This window comes from Myroides oncorhynchi, assembly GCF_020905415.1.
GTDB classification, from domain to species: domain Bacteria; phylum Bacteroidota; class Bacteroidia; order Flavobacteriales; family Flavobacteriaceae; genus Flavobacterium; species Flavobacterium oncorhynchi_A.
Window position 1 is genome coordinate 1,798,121 of sequence record NZ_JAJJMP010000001.1, and the last position, 13,789, is coordinate 1,811,909.

The window sequence follows — 13,789 nt, forward strand, 5'->3', positions numbered from 1 at the left end:
AAAATACAGGGAATCTTGATTCCCTGTATTTACTTAATTATTTACAATCTATTAGTTTGTTACGTCAATCCACTGACCTGCTGTACGGCTTCTGTAAGAGTTGTCATACATTGCTTCAGCGTGTACACCTGGTAAATAATATTTACCTAAATAAGAAGCATTAAGTGTAACGCGTAGTGTCTTCGTCTCGTTAGCGTTTAAGCTAAAGTAGAAGTTAGTACGGTCATCCCTAATATCTGTGTGTCTAACAGGATTATTATCTCCTCCTGCCTCAGTATATCTAAGATTTACAATCTCCCATCCAGATGGAACGATATGAGTAAGCGCTATGTTGTCTACGCTAGTAGTACTACTATTAGTAATAGTAATGAATGCAACGAACTCAGTACCTTGTGATAATGATACTGGGTTAAGCGCCAGACCTCCTGGTGTTCTGTATGCAGTACGAACACTTAGCTTACTTTCTTCCACCAATTCTTTACCAACTGGAAGAATACCACTGTAAGCAATTCTAGCATATACAGTAGAACTGTTTTTATTTACAAGTTTTACTTCATTATTAGCAGCGATAGACTTGAAGTCATACTCATACATATTGTTTTTAGTAAGTGCATTAGTAGAGGTACCGTTATTAGTGAAATCAACATTGATACCTTCTGCTGATTTATTGTTTTTCACATAAGTAGACATTACGTTTAATCCGTAAGCTGTACTCTGTGTACTCATCCAACTATTAGAACCTAAACGCTTGGCAAGTAGGTTAGCATATTCGTGCATTAGTTTTGTATTTGACTTCGTAAGGATCAATGTTTCTAATGCCATTGCTAATCTACGCTCATATGAACCGTAGTAGTAATAGTAAGATTGGTTATTCTCTACTAAAGGCGCATTAGCGATTAGTTTCACAGCAGCATCTCTTTGGTTAGCTAAGGCATAAGCAGCAGCTAAACGCAGTTTCGCATCACTAGATAGACTAGTTGTTTCTCTAAGCCTATTCATAGAAGCTAAATCAGCATTACCAGCAAGTGCTAAAGTATACAGTCTATACGCCTGAGCCAAGTCATTTTGGTAACGACTGTTATATGACCACTGTTTTACAGCATTCTGTTGGTATGAGATAGCATTCGCTTTACTTCCTATCGGCAGTGCAAAACCTCTCTTCTCTGCTTCTAACATAAAGTGTAGAATATAAGAAGTAGTCCAGTCATCTGAGTAAGAATCACTACTCCAGTATCTAAAACTTCCGTCTGTTAATTGGCGTTGAGCTAATACTCTTAAAGCTTCATTCACATTGCGCTGTAAGCTTTCTTTTTTGCTTTTACTTACAAAGACTAAGTCTTCTAAGAATATCTGCGGGAATGCTCCAGAAGTTACTTGCTCACTACATCCGTGAGGATATCTGATTAAATAGTTTAGTCTAGAAGTAAGGTTGATGCCAGGAAATGTAGATAGCTCTAATGTAGCTTTATTACTTCCTGTAACACCAAAGCGCTCCCATTCAATAGTATTAGTGCTATTTGGTTCTAATACAATATCTTCAGTTCTAACTGTAACAGGGTTTGGATTTAATACATCCATCTCTACTACATAACTAGCACGCTCATTACCAGAGGTAGCTTCTATTTCTACTTTAGTAATTCCTGTCTTTTGCATTACTTCTAACTCACAAAACACTACTTTTTCATCTGGTTCATCAAAGGTTACTGTTTGAGTAGCATTGTTTTGAATCTGGAATTTATCATCTGTTTTAACCTTTATAGTAACATTTTTTACGTGTTTCTCCATAGCGAAGATAGTGACTGGCAATGTTATTCTTTCTCCAGGGACAGCTCTTCTAGGAAGAGAACCTAGTATCATCAGTGGGTTGTTTACTTTTACTGTTTTTTCTACAGTACCGTAGGCTTTATTCGCTACGTTAGAAGCAACCACCATAGCACGTACAGAACCGATATATTTAGGTAGTTTTATCTTGTGAGTACCTGTTTTCCCTCCGTCAAGAACGAATGGGCCTAAATGAATAACTACAGGTTTAAATCTGTTTGCTTTTTTCACCTGACCAGCACCTAAGTCCTCATCACCACCGATACTGAATACTTGGTTAATAGCACCACCATAAGCACCGATGACGTTGTCATATATATCCCAAGTACGTACACCTAGAGCAGTTTTACTATAGAAGTTATTCCAAGGATTAGGTGTTTTAAATCTAGTTAGGTCTAATAAACCATCTTCAACAATAGCGATAGTATATGTCATCTTCTGACCTGCTTTCTCTTTTACTTGAACTGTAAATTCTTGTTCAGGTTTAAGTTTATCAGGCATTGTGATAATAGGTTCTAGTTTTGTCTTTTTATTATATACGTTGATAGGCGCGATACCATACATACGTATTGGTGAGTTATTTACTGTAGACGCGTGAGGCTGTAACGCAGATACATTGATGTACACGTTAGGCGCCATAGCTTCTGTAGTCGTAATCTCAAATGTTGTTTCTCCTTTTTGTGTTTTCACCCAATGCGTTTCGATCACATTAGATCCGTTCTCTACAGATACTAAAGCTCTTCCCCCCTCACTAGAAGGGAATGAAAGTTTAATCTTCTCACCAGTATTGTAATCTTTTTTATCAGTAGCGATAGCTAATACTGTTGCTTCTTTTCCTTGCGAGTGCTTCGTTTTACCTGACCAATAAGGATAATCTACATATACAACAGATGATGCTATATGTTTACCTGATTTGTCACGAGCCACTATTTCGTAAGTACCCCAATCTTGTTCTGGTATAGTCAATGAATATGAGGTCGTACCGTTAGAAGACGTTGTGTAATCAGCAGTTTCTTTATATACTGAGTAGTAATCAGAGCTACTGTAACTAGATGCTCCATCATTATTAGAGCTCCACCACCAGTAGCCTTTTTTTCTATAGACAGTGACGTCGATATCATGAGATTTCGTTTTCCCTTGTGCATTTAATGTGATAAAAGAGAAATTTAACGGCTTATCAGTTTCATAATATCCATACTTATTTGCTTCAGGTGCTTTAATCCCTACATAAGTATTATGAGGAGAAATAGTAGCAGTAGATACATCAGTAGATACATCACCACCATTCTCATATACTTTAGACGTGAAAATAGCTTTAAGCATACCTGTATTCTCAGGAATGTTATTCATACTTACACGGAAGTCAAAGTCTCCTGAACCGTTCGTCGTTCCTGAGAAAACATTAGATTCTTGTGTACTAGAAGAACTTAAACTATTAGAGAAAGAATATGACTTATAGTCAGCAAATGTAGTTGCTTGAGGAAGTAGTTTAAGTGCTACTTCAGCTTTAAGATTCTTAGCTGTACTACCTTGAAGCCATTGTACGTTATAGTCTATACCAACGCTATTTCCGTTGTTGTAAACTGTTTTTCCTTCAATGTTATTTTTGATTTTTAAACGGTTAGGTTTTATTGTCTCAACTTTGATTTGCTTGTAGAACTTAGCTCCCCCTACACTTACTACAGCTTGCCAATTACCTGTTACAGATTCTTGCGTTGTTTTAAGTAGGAAAGAGTAGTGGTTACTTGTATTTTTCTTTTGCACCACTTTATCAACTACCTTTCCGAATGGATCAGAGAAAGTAAGTTTGATAGGATGATTAGCTGGAAGAGGGTTTGCTAGATCGTCTAAAATAAAGTCTAGGTATATATTATCACCAGGTCTCCATACACCACGTTCTGTATAGATAAAACCATTAATTCCTTTAACTAAAGTAGTTCCATCTACATCATAATTACTCATCGATAAAGAGTTCGCCTCATCTATCTTGACATAAGTAGTGTTCTTGTCATCTTTAACAATGACAAAAGCAGGTTTTTTCTTCTCTAGGTTAACAGTTAGTATACCATTAGTATCTGTCTTAGCAGAAGTAATTAGTTGTTGTTTAAATGTATAGAATTCGACAGTAGCAGCAGCTACAGGGTCAGTAGTGATTAGATTAGTAACTACTGTTGTATAGATATTGTTATTACCTCCTTTTACGATTACACCTAAGTCAGTAGCTAATACATTAGTAGCTGCTTTCTCGTGGTAATGGTAGTATGAAGTAGAGCAAGGGTTGTCTTTCTCTTCCCAATTATAATAGTAGTAATACTCATAATCATCGTACTCATCATTGCTTTCCATCTCATCAGTATCATCCGTTTCTTCTTCAACAGCTTGCTCTTCTTCCGTTAATTCACTATTAGAACAGTCATAAAGAGAATAAGCTTTCTTAAATGAAAACTCTACTCTATAGATAGCACCAGGGTCTGGACTTATCAATGTAGATAGGTCTAGCGCATAGTTGTTATACTTTAATAAAGCATTCGGATTAGGGTTTGTCAGTTTTATTGTAGTCTTCGCTATAGGGTCAGCTACTCTGTAAAGGCTGTACTTACCATCAAGATTATTCTCTTGTAAGAATTGCAATATGTTGTTTTCATAGACTTTATAAACTTTAACATCAACAGCATTTAATGTAGTAGCTTTGAAGTTGATCTTTAAGTTTTCAGAGCTAGGTAAGATTGTACCACTATTAATAAGCTGAACATCTGGCTTAAGTGTTCCAAAGTTTAGTTCGTACACTTGCGAATTTAGTGTTTTATTTCCTTTAGAATCTTGGATTCCTGAACTCACCCTTACAAGAACTTTATCTTGTAGTGCTTTGTCAGCAAAAACTTTTAGTACGTTACCATCAGTAGAGAAAGTTAGTTTAGCGTCGTTATTCTCTAAGTCGATTAAACCGCTGAAGTCTTGATTCTTTTTAATGGGGTTAGAGAAGTTAATCCAGAAAGCCTGTGGATCATTTTCTACAGGTTCTACTCTGAATTGATAGAAATCATTAAGTCTAGGTACAGTATATACATCTGTACTTTTTGCGGAGTTATCTACTGCTTTTCCATTAATAGACACCTCTAAAGTAGATTCATCAGCCTTTCTAACTATCTTATTAATGGTAAACTTAAACTCTTTACTTTCTTGTTTATCATCAGTATTAAACTTGATGTCTAAATTCTTTTTATCTTGCACTGCAGACAATATCTTCTTTGCATCTGCAGTACTTAGCCAGTCACTAGTAGTCAGTGTACCATTAAGTACATATTCAGTATCACTGACATATTGAAGATCTAATAAATCAGTGTGGAAAGTCTGTGGAACAGTCATTACCATAAAAGTAAAGTCTTTTAGAGCTTCTTCTGTCTCTGTAACTTTGCCTAAGTGAAAAGTAATATTATAACGTTGGTCTTGTTTTAATCTCTCTTCAGGGACAAAACGGATTACGTCATTTGGTAGATAAATTACTTTACCTTTAACAGCAGGAGTGATTGTAAAGATATCTTTATCTAATTCTTCATTAGCTGTCCAATTTTTCCAGTTCTTTGGAATATTAATATCGATCGGGTCTTTAGTAGAGATAACACCAGCAGTGAATGCTAGTATATACTCACTAAATAGTTTTGGATTGGATAGGTTGACATTGAGATCCCCATTTTTCTTACAGGATTGCAGTGTTATAAAAGCACAGCAAATAAGGATTAGTAGGTTTTTGATTTTCATAGCGGTAGTCAATTATTATTTTCTTTTGTTTTCAAAAAATGTTTTCATCAGCATAGCACATTCGTGATCTAAAACACCAGAGATGACCTCCGTTTTAGGGTGTAGTTGTCCTCCGATAGTTTTAAAACCTCTCTTTTCGTCAGATGCTCCATAGACAATCTTAGTGATTTGACTCCAATATAGAGCCCCAGCACACATTTGACATGGTTCTAAAGTTACGAATAAAGTACAGTTTTTCAAATATTTAGCCCCTAAATGATTTGCTGCAGACGATATGGCTTGTATCTCTGCGTGAGCAGTAACGTCGTGAAGTAGTTCTGTTAAATTATGACTCTTCGCGATTATTTGATTATTAGCAACAACGATAGCTCCTACGGGTATTTCTCCTTTTTGATAAGCTTCTTTTGCCTCGCTTAAGGCTATACGCATAAAGTATTCGTCTGTGAAAATTGTGTCCATTGTATTGTGTTAACATAAATGCAAAGTCAAAAGTAAAAACAAAATTGTAATTTTGTTTTTATTTTATTTAGAATGTATAAAAAACTACTTGATTATATTAGTACCCCAGAAGATCTCAAGAAACTATCAGTGAAAGAACTTATTGATCTAGCAATAGAGATGCGCAAGTTTATTATTGATATAGTGGCTAGTAAAGAGGGGCATTTAGGGGCTAGTCTTGGTGTAGTCGAATTGACTATAGCTCTTCATTATGTTTTTAATACACCGATAGATAATTTAGTCTGGGATGTTGGACATCAGGCTTACGGGCATAAACTACTAACAGGTAGAAGAGATGTCTTTCATACGAATAGACAAAAAAATGGTATTAGTGGTTTCCCAAAAAGAGAAGAAAGTAAGTATGATGCTTTTGGAGTAGGACATTCTTCTACGGCTATATCAGCTATCTTAGGAATGGCTTTGGCTGCTCGGTTAAAAGGTGAAAACGAGAGGCATCATATCGCTGTGATAGGCGACGCTTCTATTGCTTCAGGTATGGCTTTCGAAGGATTAAATCACGCAGGAGTAACAGATGCTAATATGTTAGTAATTCTCAATGACAATGCGATAGGTATTGATCCAAGTGTAGGAGCGCTTAAAGATTATTTAACTTCAGTGAAAGAAGGAAAGAACCCACGTGCAAATAATATGATTAAGTCACTGCACTTCGATTATTACGGTCCTATCGATGGTCATGATCTTCCTCGACTTATTAAAGAGTTAGAACGCTTAAAGCAAATCAAAGGTCCAAAGTTCTTGCATGTTATTACTACCAAAGGTAAGGGATTAAAACAAGCAGAAGAGAATCAGGTAAAATATCATGCTCCTGGTAAGTTTAATAAAGATACAGGAGAACTTATAAAGAAAGAAGAAAGCGAATTTCCTTCAAAGTTTCAAGATGTTTTCGGCTTGACTTTAGTGGAATTAGCAAAAGAGAATATGAATATAGTAGGTATCACGCCAGCTATGCCGACTGGTAGTTCGCTTAAGTTTATGATGGATGCCTTCCCCGATAGAGCAATCGACGTAGGCATAGCAGAACAACATGCTGTAACACTTGCTGCGGGTATGGCTACAGAAGGACTTATACCATTCTGTGCGATATATTCTACTTTTTTGCAGAGAGCTTATGATCAAGTTATACACGATGTCGCTTTACAGAATCTGCCAGTAGTATTCTGTTTAGATAGGGCAGGGTTAGTGGGTGAAGATGGAGCGACACATCAGGGGGTATATGATATAGCTTATCTAAATTGTATTCCTAATATAGTTATGGCTACTCCACTTAATGAATTAGAATTGCGTAATTTGCTATATACAGCACAGTTAGGGATAGACTACCCATTAGCTATCCGCTATCCACGTGGCAAAGGATATATTAATTATAATTGGCGCTTACCTTTTGAAAAAATAACTATAGGAAGTGTTACTCAAATAAAAAAAGGGAATAAATTTGTATTTATATCTGTAGGAACAATTGGAAATAATGTTATTGAAGCTATGAAAGTTGCAGATAATGACGAATGGTCTCATTATCACTTTATGTTTGTCAAACCATTGAATGAAAAGGCTCTTCAAGCAATTTGTGAGGAGCATGAAAAAATATTTACTATAGAAGATGGTGTAGTTATTGGCGGTTTTGGTAGTTTAGTGTCTCAGTTTGTATCGAAGAATTATCCTTGTTTACTTGTAGAAACATTGGGAGTAAAAGATGAATTTATTGAACAAGCAACTGTTTTGGAACAACAACGAGATTGTGGAATAGATATAGAAAGTTTAATTGGAATTATAAAGAATTAAGGTTTTGAGAAAGTTTAGAAAATGTTTTATAGGATTAATGGTATTAGGAGGGTGTTGGTATTCTGTAGCCCAAGAAACAAGCGATAAAAAGGATATTATTGAAGAGATTAAAAAAGATACTTTGACGTTACAAGAAAATCCTTTTAATCCTTTAATGGGGTTCTTACCAGCTAAAGATTATAGTGGTAGTAGTATCTCCTATGGAAGTACTGTAAGGGGGGAAGTGCCTTTCTTTAAACCGGAAGTGTTTGTAGAAAGAAAAAAGCCTAAGGTTAATCAAATTAAGATGAATTACAATCCCAATATTGATTTAAGTGTTTTGCCAATTAACAATGAGATTATTGGCTATTGGGAGAAAACGAATAGACTAGGTTTAGACTTTAATCAAATTGCTTTTGTGAATTGGAGTGCTGGAGGTGATAATTCTATTTCAGGACTTGTAAAAGGTGAATTTGGACGTAAATTTATAAGAGGACGTTTAGTGTGGGATAATTTTTTAAATGTTAGATATGGGATTAATAAACAATCGGATAGAGAACTTAGAAAAACTGATGATGTATTAGAGTTTAATTCAACATTTGGATATAGATCCTCTGCAATTTCTGATTGGTATTATGTTGCAAAATTGAACTTTAAGACTCAGTTTACTAATGGATATAATTATCCAAATACTGATAACCCTGTTTCAACGTGGTTTGCTCCTGCTTACCTATTTGTAGGGGCTGGTGCTGAGTATGTTGATCCAAAAACGGATATGAAATTTTATATTTCTCCAATTACTCATAAAGCAACTTTTGTTAATAATCAAGATTTAGCTGACCAAGGAGCTTTTGGTGTAACAAAAGCAGAAAAGGATGATCTAGGCAATATAATTAGAAGGGGATCTAAATATAGAGCAGAAATCGGCTTTCTTGTTAGTAGTGAATGGAAAAAAGAAATATTTAAAAATATGTTTTATCAACATAAACTTACTTTGTATAGTGATTATGTTGATAATTTTGGGAATGTTGATTTTATGTTTGAAATGAAATTGGATTTGAAAGTTAACGAATATGTTAGGGCTAATGTTGGTACATATATGATTTATGATGATAATGTAAAAACAAAGGTTATAAGAGATGATGTTCAGGTGATGGAAGGACCAAAAATGCAGTTTAAACAAACTCTTGGGGTTGGGCTAACGTATTCTTTTTAATATATAAGACATGAGAAAATTAGTAATTATCTACACATTCCTAATTGCGGCATTGACTAGTTATGCTCAGGAATTAAGTGAAGAGATATTGGCAGTAACGAATGACTCTTTGAACAGAATAGATCTTAAGTATAGAGAAGATCAGTTTTACGTGGGTATAACTCATACTTTAATGCAGGGAAAACCTGCTGGATATTCTCCTAGCTCTGTTTCTATAGGTATGAATGGAGGATTTTTAAGAGACTTTCCTATTAATAAAGATAGAACACTAGCTATAGCTCCTGGTGTAGGTTATTCTTATTTAAACTTAAGAGGGAATTTAGGAATAACGCCTGATCAAGAACATGTGATTTTGAATTCATTTAAAAAAAGTAGCTTGTCTTTACATGCTATAGATTTTCCTATTGAACTTAGATGGCGTACTTCTACTCCTTATAGTCATAAGTTTTGGAGAATATATCTTGGGTTCAAAGCTAGTTATGTAATAAGTAATAGAACTAAGACTTCTACTAGTGAGTATTCTGCAGTGTTTCATAATGATGAGAAACTTAATAAATGGCTGTATGGAATGTATTTGTCTGCAGGGTTTAATACATGGAACTTTTATGTATATTATGGTTTGAATAATATTTATAAAGATGAAGTTCTTAAGTGGGATCAGAATAAACTAAAGACATTAAATGTAGGTGTAATGTTTTATGTACTGTAATGAGTAAAGATATATAAGATAGGAGGTAACAATCCTATTGTGAATCCTTGAATAATTTCTTTTGATGTATGTGCTCTTAACACTAGTCTTGAAGAAGCTACAATGCCTAGGAGAAATACAAACAGAATTAATCCAATTATGTTTGGTCGTTGAAATTCTATAAGTAAATGAATATAAAACATTAAGGAAGTGGCAAGCACTGCCATGTGAACACTTGCTTTTTGTTTTAATAAAGCAAAAAGTAGAAGTAACAGATAAGTATTCATTAGTCCCCAAGAATAAATATGTATTGTATAAGCACTATTGTTATATAATATATAATCCTTTAGAATAAAAAGTAAAATAATATTTATTATAAACGGAATGATACGTTCTTTTCTAGAACTAACCATTACACTAGTATTGATTATTCTTATTGATTTTAATAAATAGTAGATACAGATTGGTAGTAAACAAGTCATGGTGAGAACTTGAAACAGTATAATAAGGATCTCTATAGAACTAAAATAGAAATAAGAAAATGAAAAGTATAGTAACGTTGTTAAAAACGGTATACATATAGGGTGAAATATATAAGAAAAATATTTTGCTGTTTTTCTCATTCTTGTAATAATAGATTAGATACGTTTACGCATTCTAGCTACAGGGATATCTAATTGTTCTCTATATTTAGCTACAGTACGTCTTGCGATAGGGTAACCTTTTTCTTTCAATAAATCTGCTAACTTATCATCAGGGTAAGGTTTTTTCTTATCTTCATCGCCAATAATATTCTGTAATATTTTTTTGATTTCTATTGTAGAGACTTCCTCACCTTGGTCATTAACCATTGCTTCAGAAAAGAAGTTTTTGATTAATTTTGTACCATAAGGTGTGTCTACGTATTTACTATTAGCTACACGCGATATAGTAGAGATGTCTAAACCTACTAAATCTGCTATATCTTTCAATATCATTGGTTTTAACTTAGTTTCATCACCAGTTAAGAAATAGTCTTGTTGATATTCGACAATTGCATGCATTGTTACAAATAAGGTTTCTTGACGTTGTTTGATAGCATCAATAAACCATTTAGCACCATCTAATTTTTGTTTTATAAACTGTACTGCATCTTTCTGAGAATTAGATGATTTAGCAGATTCTTTATAAGACTGCAACATATCTTGATAATCTTTAGACACATGAAGTTCAGGAGCATTTCTACCATTTAATAGTAGTTCTAGTTCACCTTCGTTTATTTTAATTGTAAAATCTGGTATCACATGCTCTACAGCTCTGTCATTGCCAATATATGAACCTCCTGGTTTTGGGTTAAGCTTTTCTATTTCATCTATTGCACTTCTCAAATTTTCTTTAGAAGTATTATATTTTTGAAGTAGTTTATCATAATGCTTTTTAGTAAAAGCATCAAATTGATCAGCGATAATTTCTGTTGCTAAATCTATGGCATCAGTTTGTGTTTTGTGTTTCAATTGTAACAATAAACACTCTTGTAAATCTCTAGCCCCCACACCTGCTGGTTCTAGTTCTTGTACGATTAGCAGGATTCTTTCTACTGTTTCTTCATCTGTATAAATACCCTGTGTAAAAGCCAAATCATCTACTAAATCTTGCGTTTCACGTCTTAAATACCCCATATCATCGATACTTCCTACTAAGAACTCGGCTATCTTGCGATCGCCCTCTGTTAGCATAAAAGTATTTAATTGATTAAGTAAGTCTTGGTGAAATGATTCATGAGCGATAATGGGCATTTCATATTCATCATCATCCTTGCTATAGTTATTAGACTGTAGTTTATACTCAGGAGTTTCATCATCACTAAGATATTCGTCTATATTGATGTCTTCTGCTTCAATACGCTCATTGTCATAATCGTCAAAGTCGTTGTCAAACTCATCTGCTTCAGTTGATTCGTTCTCTTTTCCTGTTTCAAGTGCTGGATTTTCAATTAGTTCTTCTTTTAACCTTTGTTCAAAGGCTAAAGTAGGTAACTGAATTAGCTTCATCAACTGGATTTGTTGAGGAGATAACTTCTGTGATAATTTAAGTTGTAGACTCTGTTTAAGCATTCGTGGAATATTTAGTATAAATAAAAAAAATGTTTACTTTAAAACATATTCTTTTTCAAATTTAATAAAAATATGTGATAAAGTAAACACTTTTATAAAGCTATTGTTATATTAAAACTCAGCGTTTTGCGGTGTTCTAGGGAAAGGGATTACGTCTCTAATATTCGTCATTCCTGTTACGAATAGTACAAGGCGCTCAAAACCAAGACCAAAACCACTATGTGGAGCTGTTCCGAATTTTCTAGTGTCTAAGTACCACCATAATTCTTCTTTGTCTATTCCCATCTTTTCTATTTTCTCTAAAAGAACATCATAGCGCTCTTCTCTTTCAGAACCTCCTACGATCTCTCCGATCCCAGGGAATAATATATCCATCGCTCTTACTGTCTTGCCGTCTTCATTCATTCTCATATAGAACGCTTTGATGTCAGCAGGGTAATCAAATAAAATTACTGGACATTTAAAGTGTTTCTCTACTAAGTAACGCTCATGCTCACTTTGTAAATCTGCACCCCATCCATCGATGATATAGTTGAATTTTTTATTCTTATTTGGCTTACAGTTTCTTAAGATATCAATCGCTTCAGTGTAACTCACACGTTTAAAGTTGTTCTCTACTACGAAACGCAATTTTTCTAACAATGACATCTCACTGCGCTCAGCTTGAGGCTTAGATTTCTCTTCTTCAAATAAACGCTTATCTAAGAACTCTAAGTCATCTGCACATTTCTCTAATACGTAGTTTATTACGTATTTGATAAAGTCTTCTGCTAAGTCCATGTTATCGTCCAAATGGTTAAATGCCACTTCAGGTTCGATCATCCAGAATTCTGCTAAGTGACGAGAAGTATTAGAATTCTCAGCACGGAAAGTAGGTCCAAATGTATATACTGAACCTAATGCCATAGCATAAGTCTCAGCTTCTAATTGTCCCGATACAGTTAGGTTAGTTGTCTTTCCGAAGAAATCTTGTTTTGTATCTATTTGTCCTTCTTCTGTACGAGGTAAGTTGTTTAGATCTAAGTTAGTTACTCTAAACATTTCTCCAGCTCCTTCAGCATCTGATCCAGTGATGATAGGTGCATTGAAGTAGTTAAACCCGTTGTCTTGGAAGTATTTGTGTACAGCGAAAGATAGTACGCTACGCACTCTCATAATAGCTCCGAACATATTTGTACGGATTCTTAAGTGAGCATTCTCACGTAAGAATTCAAGTGAATGCTTTTTAGGCTGTATAGGGTATTCTTCAGGATTAGCTTCACCATATACTTTTAAGCTCTCTACTTGTATCTCTACTGATTGACCTGCTCCTTGGCTCTCTACTAGTGTCCCTCTAACACAAATTGCAGCCCCTGTATGTACTTTTTTTAACAACTCTGCAGGGAATTTATCTAAATCAACAACACATTGAATATTGTTAATCGTTGACCCATCATTCAAGGCGATAAATTGGTTATTTCTAAACGTTTTTACCCATCCTTTTGCTTTGACTTCATGAAGTAGGCCTTTGCCCGCTAGTAGATCGTTAATTTTCGTATGTTTCATCGTGATTTATAATTTAGTAATCTTTGTCTTATTTCGACAATTTCAAATACTTGCAAAAATAGTAAATTATTGTGTATTATGGAATAAAGAAATTGTGATATTACTGTAAATATTGTGTATGATAGACTATTTCATGAGTTTGGGGTTGCCAATAATATGTTAGTTTAACCCAGAATATGAGATAGGTGTATAGGGGGAAAGTAATTATACAAAATAGATCTGAAATAGTAATTCAAGTATACTGTAGTATGGTTGAGGTGCTAATGGTAGAGCTGTGAATTAGAGCCTCTTTGTAGTATTTAGCTAACGCTGATTATGGGGTAACGCTAATGTGGGTTTAAATAATACAATAAAGGCAACCTCTAGAGAGATTGCCTTGTGTCAATATAA

General features: G+C 34.4%; 8 protein-coding genes. 3 read left to right on the forward strand and 5 right to left on the reverse strand.

The window, feature by feature from the left end; translation table 11 throughout:
• Nucleotides 1-51: 51 nt before the first annotated feature.
• Nucleotides 52-5,580: an alpha-2-macroglobulin family protein gene (locus tag LNQ81_RS07985; RefSeq protein ID WP_229945725.1), complete on the reverse strand. Its 5,529-nt coding sequence runs from the start codon at nt 5,578-5,580 to the stop codon at nt 52-54.
• A 15-nt stretch (nt 5,581-5,595) separates the two neighbouring features.
• Nucleotides 5,596-6,039 (reverse strand): nucleoside deaminase, encoded by a 444-nt coding sequence (locus tag LNQ81_RS07990; RefSeq protein ID WP_229945728.1) that lies wholly within the window; start codon nt 6,037-6,039, stop codon nt 5,596-5,598.
• Between the two features lie 72 nt (nt 6,040-6,111).
• Here LNQ81_RS07990 and LNQ81_RS07995 point away from each other — a divergent pair, with 72 nt between their 5' ends.
• From LNQ81_RS07995 to LNQ81_RS08005, 3 genes are read left to right on the forward strand one after another with little or no spacing between them, the layout of a single operon-like run.
• Nucleotides 6,112-7,878 (forward strand): 1-deoxy-D-xylulose-5-phosphate synthase, encoded by a 1,767-nt coding sequence (locus LNQ81_RS07995; protein ID WP_229945730.1) that lies wholly within the window; start codon nt 6,112-6,114, stop codon nt 7,876-7,878.
• A gap of 4 nt (nt 7,879-7,882) precedes the next feature.
• Nucleotides 7,883-9,073, forward strand: coding sequence for a DUF3078 domain-containing protein (locus LNQ81_RS08000; RefSeq protein WP_229945733.1), 1,191 nt, complete (start codon nt 7,883-7,885; stop codon nt 9,071-9,073).
• A gap of 10 nt (nt 9,074-9,083) precedes the next feature.
• Complete coding sequence (locus LNQ81_RS08005; RefSeq protein WP_229945734.1) at nt 9,084-9,782, forward strand: porin family protein; 699 nt, start codon at nt 9,084-9,086, stop codon at nt 9,780-9,782.
• Here LNQ81_RS08005 and LNQ81_RS08010 read toward each other — a convergent pair.
• From LNQ81_RS08010 to asnS, 3 genes are all read right to left on the reverse strand, one after another.
• Complete coding sequence (locus LNQ81_RS08010; RefSeq protein WP_229945735.1) at nt 9,770-10,174, reverse strand: hypothetical protein; 405 nt, start codon at nt 10,172-10,174, stop codon at nt 9,770-9,772. The two genes, LNQ81_RS08005 and LNQ81_RS08010, sit on opposite strands and share 13 nt — an antisense overlap.
• A 225-nt stretch (nt 10,175-10,399) precedes the next feature.
• A complete protein-coding gene (gene rpoN, locus LNQ81_RS08015) occupies nt 10,400-11,854 on the reverse strand; it encodes an RNA polymerase factor sigma-54 (RefSeq protein ID WP_229945737.1) in 1,455 nt (484 codons plus the stop codon).
• Between the two features lie 111 nt (nt 11,855-11,965).
• Nucleotides 11,966-13,399 carry an asparagine--tRNA ligase gene (gene asnS, locus LNQ81_RS08020; RefSeq protein WP_229945739.1) on the reverse strand — a complete coding sequence of 478 codons (1,434 nt, stop codon included), beginning with the start codon at nt 13,397-13,399 and terminating at the stop codon, nt 11,966-11,968.
• Between the last annotated feature and the right edge of the window lie 390 nt (nt 13,400-13,789).

What these genes read in the sequence shown, in the direction of transcription:
- rpoN (WP_229945737.1), bottom strand. Translation starts at nt 11,854, where the DNA reads ATGCTTAAACAGAGTCTACAACTTAAATTATCACAGAAGTTATCTCCT.
- LNQ81_RS07990 (WP_229945728.1), bottom strand. Translation starts at nt 6,039, where the DNA reads ATGGACACAATTTTCACAGACGAATACTTTATGCGTATAGCCTTAAGC.
- asnS (WP_229945739.1), bottom strand. Translation starts at nt 13,399, where the DNA reads ATGAAACATACGAAAATTAACGATCTACTAGCGGGCAAAGGCCTACTT.
- LNQ81_RS08010 (WP_229945735.1), bottom strand. Translation starts at nt 10,174, where the DNA reads ATGGTTAGTTCTAGAAAAGAACGTATCATTCCGTTTATAATAAATATT.
- LNQ81_RS08005 (WP_229945734.1), top strand. Translation starts at nt 9,084, where the DNA reads ATGAGAAAATTAGTAATTATCTACACATTCCTAATTGCGGCATTGACT.
- LNQ81_RS07985 (WP_229945725.1), bottom strand. Translation starts at nt 5,580, where the DNA reads ATGAAAATCAAAAACCTACTAATCCTTATTTGCTGTGCTTTTATAACA.
- LNQ81_RS07995 (WP_229945730.1), top strand. Translation starts at nt 6,112, where the DNA reads ATGTATAAAAAACTACTTGATTATATTAGTACCCCAGAAGATCTCAAG.